At 57.9% G+C, this 15,651-nt stretch carries 15 protein-coding genes, 1 tRNA gene and 1 pseudogene; 8 read left to right on the top strand and 9 right to left on the bottom strand.

What is annotated here, in order from left to right:
• Positions 1-2: 2 nt before the first annotated feature.
• The 3 genes from AC07V0_RS24780 to panB are packed head-to-tail and all read left to right on the top strand — an operon-like array spanning position 3 to position 3,358.
• Positions 3-1,259 carry a methylaspartate mutase gene (locus AC07V0_RS24780; protein WP_495019992.1) on the top strand — a complete coding sequence of 419 codons (1,257 nt, stop codon included), beginning with the start codon at positions 3-5 and terminating at the stop codon, positions 1,257-1,259.
• Complete coding sequence (locus tag AC07V0_RS24775) at positions 1,240-2,493, top strand: ATP-grasp domain-containing protein (RefSeq protein ID WP_018929557.1); 1,254 nt, start codon at positions 1,240-1,242, stop codon at positions 2,491-2,493. Before AC07V0_RS24780 ends, AC07V0_RS24775 begins: the two co-directional genes overlap by 20 nt.
• A gap of 49 nt (positions 2,494-2,542) precedes the next feature.
• The gene (gene panB / locus AC07V0_RS24770; RefSeq protein WP_018929558.1) at positions 2,543-3,358 is read left to right on the top strand and encodes a 3-methyl-2-oxobutanoate hydroxymethyltransferase; all 816 of its coding nucleotides are present in this window, start codon (positions 2,543-2,545) and stop codon (positions 3,356-3,358) included.
• A gap of 6 nt (positions 3,359-3,364) precedes the next feature.
• Here panB and AC07V0_RS24765 read toward each other — a convergent pair whose 3' ends face one another.
• Positions 3,365-4,765, bottom strand: a complete 1,401-nt coding sequence (locus AC07V0_RS24765) for an aminotransferase-like domain-containing protein (RefSeq protein ID WP_495019991.1) — start codon at positions 4,763-4,765, stop codon at positions 3,365-3,367.
• A gap of 699 nt (positions 4,766-5,464) precedes the next feature.
• On the opposite strand from AC07V0_RS24765, the gene AC07V0_RS24760 reads away from it, so the two are divergent.
• The 5 genes and pseudogenes from AC07V0_RS24760 (at position 5,465) to AC07V0_RS24740 (ending at position 8,481) form a co-directional block, all read left to right on the top strand.
• Complete coding sequence (locus AC07V0_RS24760; RefSeq protein ID WP_495019990.1) at positions 5,465-5,629, top strand: hypothetical protein; 165 nt, start codon at positions 5,465-5,467, stop codon at positions 5,627-5,629.
• Between the two features lie 103 nt (positions 5,630-5,732).
• Entirely contained in the window at positions 5,733-6,020 is a 288-nt protein-coding gene (locus AC07V0_RS24755) for a putative quinol monooxygenase (protein ID WP_018929562.1), read from the top strand.
• A gap of 218 nt (positions 6,021-6,238) precedes the next feature.
• A complete protein-coding gene (locus AC07V0_RS24750; RefSeq protein WP_086946017.1) occupies positions 6,239-7,126 on the top strand; it encodes a helix-turn-helix domain-containing protein in 888 nt (295 codons plus the stop codon).
• Between the two features lie 258 nt (positions 7,127-7,384).
• A pseudogene (locus AC07V0_RS24745) lies at positions 7,385-7,706 on the top strand (LysE family translocator); the annotation flags it as partial.
• Positions 7,707-7,857: 151 nt separating this feature from the next.
• Positions 7,858-8,481 carry a glutathione S-transferase family protein gene (locus AC07V0_RS24740; protein WP_495019989.1) on the top strand — a complete coding sequence of 208 codons (624 nt, stop codon included), beginning with the start codon at positions 7,858-7,860 and terminating at the stop codon, positions 8,479-8,481.
• 242 nt (positions 8,482-8,723) lie between these two features.
• Here AC07V0_RS24740 and ychF read toward each other — a convergent pair whose 3' ends face one another.
• The 8 genes from ychF to AC07V0_RS24700 form a co-directional block, all read right to left on the bottom strand.
• Complete coding sequence (ychF, locus tag AC07V0_RS24735; RefSeq protein WP_018929566.1) at positions 8,724-9,824, bottom strand: redox-regulated ATPase YchF; 1,101 nt, start codon at positions 9,822-9,824, stop codon at positions 8,724-8,726.
• A 22-nt stretch (positions 9,825-9,846) separates the two neighbouring features.
• Positions 9,847-10,431, bottom strand: a complete 585-nt coding sequence (gene pth, locus AC07V0_RS24730; protein ID WP_008074178.1) for an aminoacyl-tRNA hydrolase — start codon at positions 10,429-10,431, stop codon at positions 9,847-9,849.
• A gap of 169 nt (positions 10,432-10,600) precedes the next feature.
• Positions 10,601-11,200, bottom strand: a complete 600-nt coding sequence (locus tag AC07V0_RS24725) for a 50S ribosomal protein L25/general stress protein Ctc (RefSeq protein ID WP_018929567.1) — start codon at positions 11,198-11,200, stop codon at positions 10,601-10,603.
• 142 nt (positions 11,201-11,342) lie between these two features.
• Positions 11,343-12,284, bottom strand: a complete 942-nt coding sequence (locus tag AC07V0_RS24720; protein ID WP_003171603.1) for a ribose-phosphate pyrophosphokinase — start codon at positions 12,282-12,284, stop codon at positions 11,343-11,345.
• Between the two features lie 46 nt (positions 12,285-12,330).
• Positions 12,331-12,405: transfer RNA gene (locus AC07V0_RS24715), tRNA-Gln, on the bottom strand.
• Between the two features lie 37 nt (positions 12,406-12,442).
• Positions 12,443-13,294, bottom strand: coding sequence for a 4-(cytidine 5'-diphospho)-2-C-methyl-D-erythritol kinase (gene ispE, locus AC07V0_RS24710; RefSeq protein ID WP_064616180.1), 852 nt, complete (start codon positions 13,292-13,294; stop codon positions 12,443-12,445).
• 2 nt (positions 13,295-13,296) lie between these two features.
• Positions 13,297-13,914, bottom strand: coding sequence for a lipoprotein insertase outer membrane protein LolB (lolB, locus tag AC07V0_RS24705; protein WP_018929569.1), 618 nt, complete (start codon positions 13,912-13,914; stop codon positions 13,297-13,299).
• A 4-nt stretch (positions 13,915-13,918) separates the two neighbouring features.
• Complete coding sequence (locus AC07V0_RS24700; protein ID WP_086946020.1) at positions 13,919-15,643, bottom strand: tetratricopeptide repeat protein; 1,725 nt, start codon at positions 15,641-15,643, stop codon at positions 13,919-13,921.
• Positions 15,644-15,651: the final 8 nt, after the last annotated feature.

Here is a 15,651-nt window from a genome sequence, read left to right as displayed (position 1 = left end):
TGATGGACATGACAGGAGGTCATTTCCAGCGCTTCATCGAGCAGGCCCGGGAACGGCGCGAACTGGTGGTGCAACCACGCATGGGCTTCGGCGGACTGGCGCCGATGCGCGCCGGGTTGGCCGCGGTGGCCGGGTTGCCCTGCGCCACCATCGGAACCATCACCCTGGACAGCTACACCCGGGTCGGTGATTACCAGAGCGCGCTGCAGTGCCTGAACAGCGACAGCCCACTGAACGGTTTCCCGATCATCAGCCATCCGCTGGAAGCGGTGCGTGGCATGCTCGATGGGCTCTACGGCCCGTCGTTCCCGATCCAGGTCCGCCATGGCACCGCCCAACCGCAGCATGTTTTCAAGCGGTTGGCGGCCCTCGGACTCGACGCCACCGAAGGCGGCCCGGTGTCCTACTGCATGCCTTACAGCCGTTTGCCACTGGCGCGGGCAGTCGAGGCTTGGGCGCAAAGTTGTCAGTTGCTGGCCGATGCCACTGCCCATGGTCATATCGAGAGCTTCGGCGGTTGTTTGCTGGGTCAGCTGTGCCCGCCGTCAATGCTGATCGCGATGACCTTGCTCGAGGCTTTGTTCTTTCGCCAGCAGGGCATTCGCAGCGTCTCGTTAAGCTACGCCCAAGGCACGTCCATGGCCCAGGATTTCGGAGCTTTGCAGGCCCTGCGCGAACTGGCTGCCGACTATCTGGACGGCGTCCATTGGCATGTCGTGGTGTATTCCTACATGGGGGTCTTTCCCTCCACCGGTCATGGTGCTCGCCGCCTGATCTATGACAGTGCGCGCCTGACCCAGGCTGCCGGCTGCGAGCGATTGATCGTCAAGACCGTTGCCGAATCCCGGCAGATTCCATCGGTCGAGGACAACCTCGAAGCCCTGGCAATGGCGGCCGAAGCCGCCGCGGGCGACGCATTGGAGATCGACCCGGTCAGTGAAGGCTATCGCCAGGAAGTGTTGTTCGAGGCACGGCAACTGGTGGAAAGCACGCTGGACCTGCACACCGATATTGGCGTCGCGTTACTCCAGGCTTTCGCCCGTGGGCGGCTCGACATTCCCTACTGCCTGCACCCCGACAACCCTGGCCGCGCCACGACCCGCATTGACGACCACGGTGCCTTGCGTTGGGGCAATGTCGGTGGCCTGCCGTTGCCCCAGAGCTGCGGTCTTTCTTCGACCGGACCGGGTATTACCTCGTCCGAATTGTTCCAGATGTTGCATTACACGGTGAACCGTTATGACCAACCCTTGCACTGACTCCACTTTGGCGCCGCTGATTCTGGTCGACGCCTATTCCACCGGCGCTCTGCTGGCCCAGGCTTTGGCGGAGCATCGCCCACTGCTGCATGTGCGTTCACGCAACGACATGCCACCGGCCTTTGCCGCGAGTTGCCCGCAGACACTGTTCCGCGTGCACTACGGCGTACATGAGGAAGGCCTTGAACCGTTGCTGGAAAAGCTCGCGGCCCAGGCGCCAGCGGCGGTGTTGACCGGCAGCGAATTTGGTGTCGAATTGGCGGATTTGCTGGCCGCCCGTCTCGGCCTGCCCGGTAATGATCCCGAATACTCTGCCGCCCGTCGTGACAAATCACTGATGGCCGAACAGGTCGCTGCTGCCGGATTGCCGGTGGCTGCGCAACTGCGTACCGCCTCCAGCGCAGAGGCTCTGGCCTGGTTCCAGGCTCGTGGCGAATCGACGGTGGTGGTCAAGCCACTGGACAGTGCGGGCTCCGATAATGTGTTCATCTGTCACGATGCCGCTCAACTGCATGCGGCCATCGACTGCATTCTCGGCGCTACTAACCTGATGATGCGCAGCAACCGGGCGCTGTTGTTGCAGGAATACCTGGAGGGCGACGAGTACGTTATCAACAGTGTCAGTCATCAGGGCGAGCACTGGATCACTGATGTCTGGAAATGCACCAAGACGTTGAGCGCCGACGGTCGCAAGATCTATGACCGTGAAGACCTGTTGCCCGCCGATGCGCCGGAGCTTGATGGGCTGATCGATTACGTCGAAGGCGTGCTCGATGCCTTGGCCATCACCCACGGTCCGGCCCATACCGAAGTGATCCTCACGACTCGCGGCCCGCGCCTGCTGGAAACCGGTGCCCGTCTTTCCGGGCTGGCCAACCCACCGGCGCTGCAAGCGGCGACTGGCAACGACCAGGTCGCGCTGACCTGCACCAGCTATCTGGAGCCGGCCCGACTGGCATCGTTTCCCAAGCGCTATCGCTTGCAGCAGCACGCCCGCGGACTAAACCTGATCGCCCGCCATAGCGGCGTCTTCGCCCAACTCGATGTACGCAAGCGCCTGGAGGCTCTGCCGAGCTTTTACAACGCGCGCTTTCGTTTTACCGAAGGTCGCCCAAAAACGCCGACCATCGACCTCAACAGCTCGCCGGGTGCCGTATTCCTTGTGCACCCGAGCGCCGACAGAATCCGCCAGGACCATGAAACCTGGCGTGAATGGGAGAAAGACTGGTTGTAGTGACAGACGCCCCATCCCCGGGGTTTTCAATCATCACAGGAAGACACTTATGAGCGCTCATACCCGTACTAAACGATTGACGGTTCCGCAACTGGTCGCGATGAAGGGCCAACAGAAAATCGTATCCCTTACGGCGTACTCCAGCTCTATTGCCAGGTTGATAGACCCAATCGTCGATTTCATTCTGGTCGGTGACTCTACTGCTATGGTCGGCTATGGTCGGGCCTCGACGCTGAGTATGCAGCTCGAAGAAATCATCGGACACACCCGGGCCGTGGTCGACAGCACGCGCCTGTCTTGCGTCATCGCCGACATGCCTTTCGGCAGCTATCAGGAATCTAACGAACAGGCCTTTCGCAATTGCGCGCAGGTCCTGGCGCGCACCGGTTGCGATGCCGTCAAGCTGGAAGCCAACAAGGCCCTGGCGGGTACCGTCGAGTTTCTGGTGGCACGCGGTATTCCGGTCATGGCCCACGTCGGGCTGATGCCGCAGTTCGTCAATGTCATGGGAGGGTTCAAGGCCCAGGGCCTGACCGCCGAAGCCGGTGCGATGATTGCCGAGGACGCTCGGGCCAACCTCGAAGCCGGCGCCTTCAGTCTGCTGCTCGAGGGGGTGGCCGAAGGCGTGGCCCGGCAAATTACCCTGGATTCGAAAATGCCCACCATCGGCATTGGCGCCTCACCGGCCTGTGACGGCCAGGTGCTGGTGACCGAGGACGTGCTGGGTCTGGGCGGTGAACAGGTGCCGCGCTTCGTCAAGCAGTACGCTGATGTCGGCGCGGTGATTCGCGGCGCTTGTGAGCGTTTTGCCGAAGAGGTGCGCGATGGCCGCTTCCCTGAATCGCGGCATTGCTATGGGCTCTAGGCATAGCTATGGTTCTTCGCTGATAGCCTGGGCCAGTTTCTTCAGGGCCAGGGGAATATCCTTGCTCCAGTCGAGGGTGTAGCTCAGGCGCACGTGATGCCGCCAGGCCCCCTGCTGGCTGAATATTTCCCCGGGGGCGATAACGATGCGCTGGGCCAGCAAGCGCTCGAACACCCGCCGCATGTCCACCGAGTGTCTGGCCTCGAGCCAGAAGGTCGCTCCGCCTTGCGGGGCGACAACCCGTAACTGGCCATCGCCGTGCGCCTCCAGCAAGGCCTCCATCCGTTTCATCCGGTCCAGCAGCATGGCCCGCAGCACCATTAGATGCTGGTCGATGCGTTTGGAGCTGAAGAGTTTGGCGATCGCTTTCTGACGGATCGGCGACAGACGAAATGCCCGTTCCAGAAATAGCCGATGCAACTGAGGCCCGTGTCGGCGACACAGTACATAACCATAGGGCGCTTCCGAGCCGATGATCTTGTCGAAGGTTGAGAACACCAGCAGCTTTTCCGGATCGGCAAAATCGCGATAGCGCGCGGGTTTGGGAGAGAAATAGAACTCGCCATAGCTGTCGTTTTCGAACAGCCAGACATCCCGCTCCGCCAGCCAGCGACAGATTTGCTGTTTATCCTGCGCCGGCATCAGCTTGCCTTGGGGAATATTCACGGTCGACGACAGCACCGCCAGCCGAATGGGCTCACGCCTGAGCAACTCACTGAGCGTGGACAGATCGAAGCGTCCATCCTCGCCGAGCGGGACTTCGATCACGCGAATCTTTGCTGCCTGCAGCTGACGCAGGATCGCCCATGAGCAAGGCGACTCCACCAGCGCCACAGTGCCCCCCAGATTCAAGGCACTGAGGGACAACTCCAGCACACTGCGCAGGTCCGAGCCGATAAACACGTGCTCGGCCTGCCAGTAGCTGTGAGTGGAACGGGTGTAGCGGTCGGCCAGGGCGCCGCGTAACTCGGGCTCGCCGAACGGCTGATAGAGTGGCGCATGGGAGCGCGGGTATTGCCGGGCCAGTTCGCGCTCCATCATCAACAACGGGTTTTCCAGCGACAACAACATCGCCGGCGCGTCGCTGCTAAGGGCCAGCATCCCCGGCTGGCGCGCGTTGGAGAATACGCTGTCCAGCAGATTGGGCGAGCCCTCGTTCAATAAGGGGGCCGGCATCGCCTTGGTGAAATAACCGAACTTGGGTTTGGCATAGATCCGTCCCTCGTCTTCGAGAAGCGAATAGGCGTACTTGGTCGTCGACACCGACACATTCAGGCGCCGGGCCAGTTGCCGCAAGGACGGCAATTTCTGTTCACGTTCCGAATTGGCGGTTTCGATCAGCTCGATCAGATAGCGGTACACCGCCTGATAGGCGAAAGAGGCGTCTTTGGTTGTAACCAGGCTCACTTGTTGAAATTCCTGTGTGCCCACTGCACGAAAACGCTGGCGACCTGAAGCGGCAAGCCTGAGGTATGTTTTTCCAGGTGTTCAAGTCCGGCGATGATCTGGGACCTGATGGCAATGCCATCAAGCAAAACCAGGAGACACTCGAAAGGAAATGGCATGCTCTTCATCCCTGTAGTGATTGCCAATAAAACTATTCTTGCATAACTGGGCAGCGTTCCCGCGTTACCGGACAGGCTACGGATGGAGGAGGGGGGGTGTCCCAATATGCAAAATCCCCGTATCAGCGAGTGATTACGGGGATTTTGTGTCTATCGAGGTCCGTGGAAAACCACGGTTCCTCTTTACACGTTAAACCGGAAGTCGAGGCTGCAGGGGCCGTGGCTGAAGGGATGTTTGCGCTGGAATCAGAAATATAGTCACCCCCGTATACACTTTAATGTTGGCTACTCTTTTTTCAGGTCTTGATGCGCGGTTTGCCCCGCTTCCTGTAGATAAGTCATCCAGAGAGTGAATCACGGACCCGTTCCCGCAGGCGGCGCATGCCATCGGCCGTCGCGCAAGAAAAACGCAAGAGTGACTGGAATCGTGCATTTTTAATCATTTTTAATCATTTTCATTTTTTAACTATATATATAGTAGTTGCTTCCATAGCGAATTCTTTGCGCCATATCGAATCTGCACCAAAAAGGAATTTACATAATGATCTCTAACGAAAGAGGGTTTTGGGCTAGCGCTGCGCGTCATGTGAAAGGAAAAGATTCTATTGATGCAGTCCAGGTCAAGCAATGGATTAAGAACTTAGTGGTTTCGCTGGTCGGCTTGGCCATGTTAGATACGGGAACGGAACAGCAAATGAAAGCCTGAACATTCTTTTCGTATCCTGTGCATTTTGTTTGGCCGCCTCGTCAATCTACGGTTCCTGTAATCGACGATGTATTTTGTAGTCAAATCCAACTGGAGAAGTAATATGTCCGTCAATCTCGTCATCAGCTTTAATGTAAAAGAAGAAAAGCTGCAATCGTTCAAGGACATCATGAACGACGTGAAGATCAATCTGCCGAAGGTGGACGGTTGCCAAACGGTCAAGATCCTCAACCACTTGGAGGATCCACTCGCGTTCACGCTAGTGGAAGCCTGGGATTCGCGTGAAATGCACGGCACCCACGTCGACCAGATGATCTCGAGCGGTCAGTGGAGCGTCATCGTCGAGCATCTGAGCAGTGCGCCGGTCAGCGGCTACTTCAGCGAAGTTTGATGCCGTAACGTCAGCGGCAGGGCGCGTGCGGCGAGTCCGGCTGCGCCTCCGGCGCCATCTCGGGCATACACGCGCTATTTGCTGTTATGTATTTTCTGCTATTTTCCTGGATATCCTCTTCCGTCCCGAACGTCCTACACGCTTGGGTAGCAGCATGTCGCGCTGCTGGATACCGTCCTGTCCAAATGGGGCGGCCAATTTGTTGAGAAGCCATAGCAATGACACTCGAAGTAGTACCGGCGGCGCTTTATTCGATGCGCAACGTAAAGCCAATCCTCGCTGACGGTAGCTCGTCCATCCTCCATAAAACGCTTGAAACGAACCTGGAAAACAAGGCGATCTATATCGCCACGCCGTTGATCGTCTACATCAAGCAGGGCAAGCAGATTATTCGCGACTATGACGCCATGGCCAATGTCGTCGACGAGAATCATTTGATTTTCCTCTCCAAAGGCATTTACACGGTATCGGACTACGTCACTGGCAGCGATATCTTCGAGGCGGTGCTGCTGTTTTTCGACGACAAGCTGATCGCCAAATACCTGTCGCGTGCGGCCGGCACAGGTAATTCGCATACGGACGTCCTGCAGAAAAACGTGCACGGCACTTATACCCTGCACGCCAATGAACAGATTCAGCGCTATATCGATTCGCTGAATTATGTCTACAAGGGCGCGGAGGGCTCCGACGCGCTGCTGGAATTGAAACTGCTCGAACTACTGCACCTGATCGCCATCCAGGACAAGTCCTTCCGTTTCCTGCGCGAGCTGTCCTGCGGCGGCAGCCGCAAACGCCGCCTCATCACCGACTTCATGGAGCAGTACTATTCGCACAAGCTGAAGATTGAAGATTATGCCCTGCTGACGGGACGCAGCGTGTCGACCTTTATCCGCGACTTCAGGCGCAGCTACAACACCACCCCGAACCGCTGGATCATCGAAAAAAAAGTCGACATCGCGCATCAGCTGTTGACGGCTAAAAATTATTCCGTCACCGACGCGGCTGCGGAGGTGGGATATGAAAATACCTCCCACTTCATCAAGGTCTACAAGCAACGGTACGGTGTCACGCCGAAGAAAGCCAAGACCTTCGCAGCAGAACTGTAGCGCGACAAGGCCCAAGCCCCCCGCTGCCGCGACAGGGTGTTGTTTGGCCTGTCACAACAGGCGGTTCCTGACCGAAAGCCCTCATCCATAATGCACGCGGCTGACTGCGTCAGAGTGTTTGGATGCGCTATTGGGGCAAGCCATTGCTCACGTTGAAGTCGAACGTATTCCCAGGGAGCGGATACCCAGTGCTGCGACCGCTGTATGACGTTTTGTCAGTCAATCTGTATCTAACGTTCCCCCTTTGACCACCCTACTATCGCAGCCTTGGTCTTGGCGGTTCCCTATGCGTATGACGCGCTACGACTCGGCTGCGCGCGCTATCTGCTCTACCTTGCCTGGCAAGCGGTCAAGTCCAACACGCCGACCACGGCAGCATGCTGGCGCAATCCATCGTGCTTGGTTTTACGCAGATCGTCATTAGCGTGAGCGTCAACGCGCTGATTGCCGTCATGGCTGGCGCCATCGTGACATTTCTCGCCAGCAGGCCCGTGTGGCAGATCGTGCAACGCTGGCTGATGGGGACGGGGACGGTCCTCGCGAGCTGGCCGTGCGCATGGCCGTAGAAGGGCGGCGCTGAACCGGGCTGTTTGCGGTTGGCGCGGCGCGGTAAACCTGCGTCACCCGGATTTGAGAGCGGCCCCTGTGCATCGCGCCAGGCGCACTAGAAAAAGATCCGAGTGGGTTATCGAAAGCCCCTGACCAACCACTCTGAACGATAAGGACATGAAATGTTGCGCATATTGGGTAAGGCATCGTCGATCAATGTACGAAAGGTTCTTTGGGCATGCGCCGAGATCGAAATCCCCTTTGAGCGAGAGGATTGGGGGGCTGGTTTCAAGTCGACGCGCACGCCCAAATTCATTTCGCTGAACCCCAACGCAACGGTGCCGGTGATCCTGGACGACGACTTCGTGCTCTGGGAGTCAAACTCGATCATTCGGTATTTGGCGTCTCGCTATAACGGAGGTCATTTTTACCCGGTCCAACCGAGAGCAAGAGCGCGGGTGGACCAATGGATAGACTGGCAAGCGTCGGACCTCAACAGATCGTGGACGTATGCCTTCATGTCGTTGGTCAGGCATTCGCCTGACCATCAGGACAGCAGAGCCTTGGCAGCCGCTTGCAGCCTGTGGTCAAGGCACATGGAGATCCTGAATCGACAACTCGAATCAACAGGAGCCTACGTCAGCGAAGACGGGTTTTCTCTCGCAGACATACCGATAGGCCTGTCGGTTAACCGGTGGTTTGAAACACCGCTCGATCATCCAGACTTTCCTGCTGTAAGTGCCTATTACGAACGGTTGAGTCGTCGACCTGGCTACCTCCTGCATGGAAGAAACGGGACTCCGTAATAGTTCAGCATGGTGTCAGGCGGCGCCAGGGACATTTGTTCCCATTGCCTCCTCCACGGTCAACCGGCAGTTGCTGCAGTCGGCCAAGGGGGCGGTGGTCATGGCCGGCATGAACGCTGGTGTGCAGGCCGGTGGAGGCGCCGCAATCTACATGGGCTATCTGTTCTAGTCGCGCATAGCAGGTCGATATAACGCCCAAAAAAAAGCCGCGAATCAACGCGGCTTCTTCGATGCCAACAACGCTACACGTTGAAACGGAAGTGCATCACGTCGCCGTCTTTAACGATGTAGTCCTTGCCTTCCAGACGCCATTTACCGGCTTCTTTGGTGCCGGCTTCGCCCTTGTACTGGATGAAGTCGTCGTAGGCGATGACTTCGGCGCGGATGAAGCCTTTTTCGAAGTCGGTGTGGATCACGCCGGCGGCTTGCGGTGCGGTAGCGCCGACGCGGACGGTCCAGGCGCGGACTTCTTCGACACCGGCGGTGAAGTAGGTCTGCAGGTGCAGCATTTCGTAGCCGGCGCGGATTACGCGGTTCAGGCCAGGCTCTTCGAGGCCCAGGGCTTCGAGGAACATGTCTTTCTCTTCGCCGTCTTCCAGTTCGGCGATTTCGGCTTCGATTTTGTTGCAGACAGGAACCACCACGGCGCCTTCTTCTTCGGCGATGGCCTTGACCACGTCCAGCAGCGGGTTGTTCTCGAAACCGTCTTCAGCGACGTTGGCGATGTACATGACTGGCTTGGTGGTCAGCAGGTGGAAACCGCGAATCACCTGCTTCTCATCGGTGCTCATGTTTTTCATCAGGCTGCGCGCAGGCTTGCCCAGGGTGAAGTGGGCGATCAGCTGCTCCAGCAGGCCTTTCTGGACCACTGCGTCCTTGTCACCGCCCTTGGCGTTACGAGCGACTTTCTGCAGTTGCTTCTCGCAGCTGTCGAGGTCGGCGAAGATCAGTTCCAGGTCGATGATTTCGATGTCGCGTTTCGGGTCGACGCTGTTGGAGACGTGAATCACGTTCTCGTCTTCGAAGCAGCGGACCACGTGGGCAATGGCATCGGTCTCGCGGATGTTGGCGAGGAACTTGTTGCCCAGGCCTTCACCTTTCGAGGCGCCGGCCACCAGGCCTGCGATGTCGACGAATTCCATGGTGGTCGGCAGGATGCGCTTGGGCTTGACGATGGCCGCCAAGGCTTCCAGGCGCGGATCCGGCATCGGCACGATACCGCTGTTGGGCTCGATGGTGCAGAAGGGGAAGTTCTCGGCCGCGATCCCGGACTTGGTCAGGGCGTTGAACAGGGTGGACTTGCCGACGTTAGGCAGGCCGACGATGCCGCAATTGAATCCCATGGTGTTTCCCCTCGGGTAAGAGTCAGGCCTTCTGGCTGTGCAGGTTTTTCATCGCGCGGTTCCATTCCCCGGCGAGGATATCCGGCAGCACGCCGAGGGCAAAGTCGATGCTGGCATCGAGTTTTTCCTGTTCGGCGCGTGGCGCACGACCCAGGACGAAGTTTGAAACCATACTGGCAACGCCCGGGTGGCCAATGCCAAGCCGCAGGCGGTGAAAGGTATTCTGATTGCCCAGTTGCGCAATGATGTCGCGCAACCCGTTATGACCGCCATGGCCGCCGCCCTGTTTGAGCTTGGCAACGCCCGGAGGCAGGTCGAGTTCGTCATGCGCCACCAGAATTTCTTCCGGCTTTATGCGAAAGAAGCCGGCAAGTGCCGCTACGGCCTGGCCGCTGCGGTTCATGTAGGTGGTGGGAATCAGTAGACGAACATCCTGACCCTGGTGCGAATAGCGCCCGGTCAGGCCGAAATATTTGCGATCGGCCACAAGGTTGACACCCTGTGCCTGCGCGATGCGCTCAACAAAAAGGGCCCCTGCGTTATGCCGGGTCTGTTCGTATTCAGCGCCTGGATTTCCCAGGCCAACGATCAGTTTGATGGCAGTCACGATAGGGGCCCTTCCTTGAAGTGGTGGATAACATCGCCGCCATCAGGGAGTGCGGCGAAAGTGGACGACAAGTGCTCATTTACCATTATGTAAACTCCGCGTTCTCGCCCGCTTTCTCGCTACGCTCTAGTCCGCGATGTTTCCGGTCACTCCGGCGTACAGAGTGAAATTACTCTGCAGCGCCTTCTGCAGCTTCTGGAGCAACACGTGGAGCGTGAACGTTGGCAACAGCCAGGTCGTTACCGTGAGCCAGAGCAACAAATTCAACGCCTTTAGGAGCGCTGATGTCGGACAGGTGAATGATCGAGCCGACTTCGGCGTTAGCCAGGTCAACTTCGATGAATTCAGGCAGGTCTTTCGGCAGGCAGGACACTTCGATTTCAGCAACAACGTGCGAAATCTCGCCGCCTTTCTTCACCGGAGCAGCTTCGTTGATGAAGTGCACTGGAACGATAGCGGTCAGCTTTTGGCCAGCAACTACGCGTACGAAGTCAGCGTGCATCACGTGGCCTTTGGCCGGGTGACGCTGCAGAGCCTTGATGATTACGTTTTGCTTGGTGCCGCCAACGTTCAGCTCGATGATGTGGCTGTAAGCCGCTTCGTTTTCGAGCAGTTTGGCAACTTCTTTAGCCAGCATGCTGATGGATTCAGGGGCTTTTTCGCCACCGTAAACTACAGCTGGAACCAGGCTTGCGAGACGACGCAGGCGGCGGCTCGCACCTTTCCCCAGGTCGGAACGCACTTCAGCATTCAGAGTAAAATCGTTCATGTTGTATCTCCAAAATAACCACATTCGCCCCAGCGTTTGCGACCAGCGCTAAAGGCGATATGGGCAAAAAAGCCCCGCCCCGACATGAATGCCGGGGCGGGGCGCTTTTCGTCAACAGGATGTAATGAAAAGGGCAGGGCCCTTAACGGAACATCGCGCTGATCGATTCTTCATTGCTGATGCGGCGGACCGCCTCGGCAACTACCGGTGCGATATCCAGTTGGCGGATACGCGCACAGGCTTGTGCTGCAGCGGACAGCGGGATGGTGTTCGTCACCACCAGCTCGTCCAGCACGGAATTTTCAATGTTTTCGATCGCCCGACCCGACAGCACAGGGTGCGTGCAGTAGGCGAAAACCTTGGCAGCGCCATGCTCTTTCAAGGCCTTGGCCGCGTGACACAGAGTGCCGGCGGTATCGACCATGTCATCGACCAGAATACAGGTACGCCCTTCGACATCACCGATGATATGCATCACTTCAGAGTGATTGGCTTTCTCACGGCGTTTGTCGATGATCCCGAGATCCACGCCCAGGGATTTGGCAACAGCCCGTGCACGCACGACGCCGCCAATGTCCGGGGACACGATCATCAGGTTTTCGAAGCGCTGATCTTCAATGTCATCCACCAGTACCGGGGAGCCGTAGATGTTATCTACCGGAATATCGAAGAAACCCTGGATTTGGTCAGCATGCAGATCAACCGTGAGAACACGGTCGATGCCGACTACGGTAAGCATGTCAGCAACGACTTTCGCGCTGATAGCCACACGTGCGGAACGCGGACGGCGATCCTGACGGGCATAACCAAAGTAAGGAATAACAGCAGTGATACGAGTAGCCGAGGAGCGGCGGAAGGCATCAGCCATCACTACCAGTTCCATCAGGTTATCGTTGGTCGGAGCGCAAGTCGGCTGAATAATGAAGACATCCTTACCGCGGACGTTTTCATTGATCTCGGCTGTAATTTCGCCGTCGGAAAACTTACCGACAGAGATGTCACCGAGAGGGATATGCAGCTGACGTACGACACGCCGAGCCAGATCGGGGTTAGCGTTCCCCGTAAAGACCATCATCTTGGACACGCGCAGTACCTGAAGGCTGAGGGTAACCTGGATGAGTATATGAAAATGGCAGGGGCGGCTGGATTCGAACCAACGCATGGCAGGATCAAAACCTGCTGCCTTACCGCTTGGCGACGCCCCTGTATCTGTTGCTACGAGTACCCAGTACCCGATTCCTTTTAGAGCAGACTTTGCAGCTTGCGATGCAACATCGAAACGTTGCTTCCTTTTGCTACAAACCCTGTAAGGGTCTCTGTAAGAAGGGCCGAGACTTTATCAGCTTCAGCTTTGCTTGGGAAGCCCCCAAACACACAACTTCCAGTTCCGGTGAGTTTTGCTTCGGTAAATTTACCTAGCAAATTCAAGGCGTTACGTACCTCTGGATAACGTCTTGCTACCACCGGTAAGCAGTCATTTCGACTGTTTCCCTTGGGAACGGGGCGCACTTTAATGGGAGGAGTGTTACGTGTCAACAGCGGATCTGAAAAAATTTCTGCTGTACTTACAGATACTTGCGGCACAAGCACCAGATACCACGGTTCCTCGGGTTCTACAGGCGTGAGTTTCTCCCCCACGCCCTCGGCGAAAGCCGCGTGGCCACGCACGAAAACCGGGACGTCGGCGCCAAGTGTCAGACCCAGCGCGGCCAGCCTGTCGTCATCCCAGCCCAGTTGCCAAAGATGATTGAGGCCCAGCAACGTGGTCGCCGCATTCGAACTGCCGCCACCGATTCCACCGCCCATGGGCAGGATTTTTTCGATCCAGATGTCGATGCCCAGCGAACAACCGGATTGCTCCTGGAGTTTTTTCGCGGCTTTGACAATCAGGTTGCTGTCGTGAGGGACGTCGGCGAATTCGGTGTGCAACCGAATCACGCCATCGTCGCGAACGGCGAAGGTGATTTCATCGCCGTAATCGAGAAACTGAAAAATCGTCTGCAACTCGTGGTAACCGTCTTCACGGCGGCCGAGGATATGCAGCATCAAGTTGAGTTTGGCGGGCGAGGGCAGAGTCAGGCGTGGGGCAGTCATCTTCACTGCCCCAGTTTGCGCGGTTGCCAGTCCTTGATCACCAGCGTGACATCAAGGTCGGTGCCGTGCAGTTTGATCCGCTCGGGCAGCCAATAGCCGTTTTGCTCGGCATAACTGAGGTACTCGACCTGCCAGCCATCCTGTTCGAGATTGGCCAGGCGGCTGTCGACGTCCAGGGTCAGACGACTTTTGCTGTCCGGGGCCGGGAGACCGCGAACCCACCACGCCAGATGGGACACCGGTAATTTCCAGCCCAGTTGCTCTTCGACCAGGGCTTCCGGAGTCGACGCGTCATAACGGCCCTGATTGGCCACTTCCAGCGAGACTTTGCCGGGGCGCCCGGTCAAGCGGGCCGCGCCGCGACCCAGCGGGCCGGAGAGGCGGATGTCGTAGTAATCCTGGCGTTGCAGCCAGAACAGGGTGCCGCTGCCCGAATCTTTTGGCGCGCGGATACCGATCTTGCCGTTGATCTGCCAGCCGTCGAGGCTGCTCAGTTGTTGTTTGTGCTCGCGCCATTGGGCCGGGTTACCGTGTCCCCCGACCGATTCACGGGCGCTGAAGCCCGCGCAACCGGCGAGCAGGGCGATGAAGCTGAAAACGATAATGTGGCGCAAAAACATAATTTTAAAGAGTCTCTGATCCGGTCAGGCGCTTGATGGTACTGCGCAGGGTAGGACTGTCGGGCTGCTCCTTGAGGAACTTGCTCCAGACTTGTTTGGCTTCGCGTTGTTTGCCATTGGCCCACAGGACTTCGCCCAGATGAGCGGCAACTTCCTGATCAGGGAAGCGCTCCAGTGCCTGGCGCAAATAGCGCTCGGCCTCATCGAGGTTGCCCAGGCGGAAATTCACCCAGCCGAGGCTGTCGAGAACGGCCGGGTCTTCCGGGTTCAACTGGTGCGCCTGTTCGATCAGGGCCTTGGCTTCGGCGTAACGCGTGGTGCGGTCGGACAGGGTGTAGCCGAGGGCATTCAACGCCATCGCATTGTCCGGGTCACGTTTGATGATCAGTCGCAGGTCTTTTTCCATCTGCGCCAGGTCATTACGTTTTTCCGCCTGCATGGCTCGGGTATACAGCAGATTCAAATCATCCGGGAATTTCTGCAGGGCTTGCTGCAAGACGTTCCAGGCCTTGTCGCCCTGTTTGTTGGCCGACAAGGTTTCGACTTCGATCAGGTACAACTGGATCGCGTAATCGGGTTGCTCGTCGCGCTGGGCCGCCAGACGGCTTTGGGCTTCGGCGGTCCTGCCGTTGTTCATCAGAATATCGGCCTGACGCAATTGCGCTGGCAGGTAATCGTTGCCCGGCCTGACCTGGGCGTACTCGATCAGCGCGCCCTGGGGGTCGTTACGCTCTTCCGCGATACGCCCAAGGTTCAGATGCGCCGAGTCGACGTGGCTTTCCCTGGCGATCAAGTCTTCCAGATAACCTTTTGCCTCGTTCCAGGCCTTGGCTTCCAGGCAGACCAGAGCCAACGAATAACGCAGTTCGTCGTCTTCCGGGTATTGCTGCACCAGGCTCGAGAACTCGACCTTGGCGTCGTCCATGCGGTCCTGTTCGACCAGCGTGCGCGCGTAGGTCAGGCGCAGGCGTTTGTCGTCCGGGTATTTCTTGATGCTTTTTTGCAGTAACGGCAAGGCTTCACCGCCACGGTTGAGCCCTTGCAGCAGGCGCGCGCGCAGCAGAATCGGCGCTATTTCGCCTTCTTCCGGCGGGTTGTCTTCGAGCAGGGTCAGCGCGCCTTTGGCGTCGCCATCCTGTTGCAACAGCAAGGCCTTGCCGAAAATCAGCTGGTTGTTGTGCGGGTGGCGCTGCAACAAACGGTCAAAACCTTTCATCAGGCCGTTGCGGGTTTCCTGGTCGGTATCGGCCGCAGACAGGGCGAGGAAGTCGAAATGAGTGTCGCCTTTGCCTTGCAGGACTTTTTCCATATAAGCCATGGAGTCGTCGTAACGCCCGGCACGGGCGAGTTGCACGGCCGCCGCCCGTTGCGCCTCGAGATCGTTCGGGGCGTTTTTTGCCCAGATCAGCGAAGTGTCGAGGGCCGCTTGATCGGCGCCCAGGTATTCGGCAATGCGAAATGCCCGCTCGGAGATGCCCGGATCCTGGGTATTGATAGCCTGGGTCACGTAGTTGTCCAGGGCAATGTCGTAACGATTGCGCTGGCCAGCCAGTTCGGCGCTCAACAGGCTGAAGACAGTTTCTTCGCTGAACGAGCTGTAAACCTTGGGCTTTTCAGGCGCCGGAGTGCTGTCTTCGACCGGCGGCGTACCGTCCGACGAAACGGGTGCCAAGGCCTGGCAGCCGCTGAGGAAGACAAAAGCGAGGAGCAACGCGGAAGATCTATTCATATAGGAAG

This window comes from Pseudomonas sp. GW821-FHT01E10, from assembly GCF_059422365.1.
The sequence above is the reverse complement of the archived record's forward strand: the minus strand, read 5'-3'. Positions and strand labels throughout refer to the sequence as shown.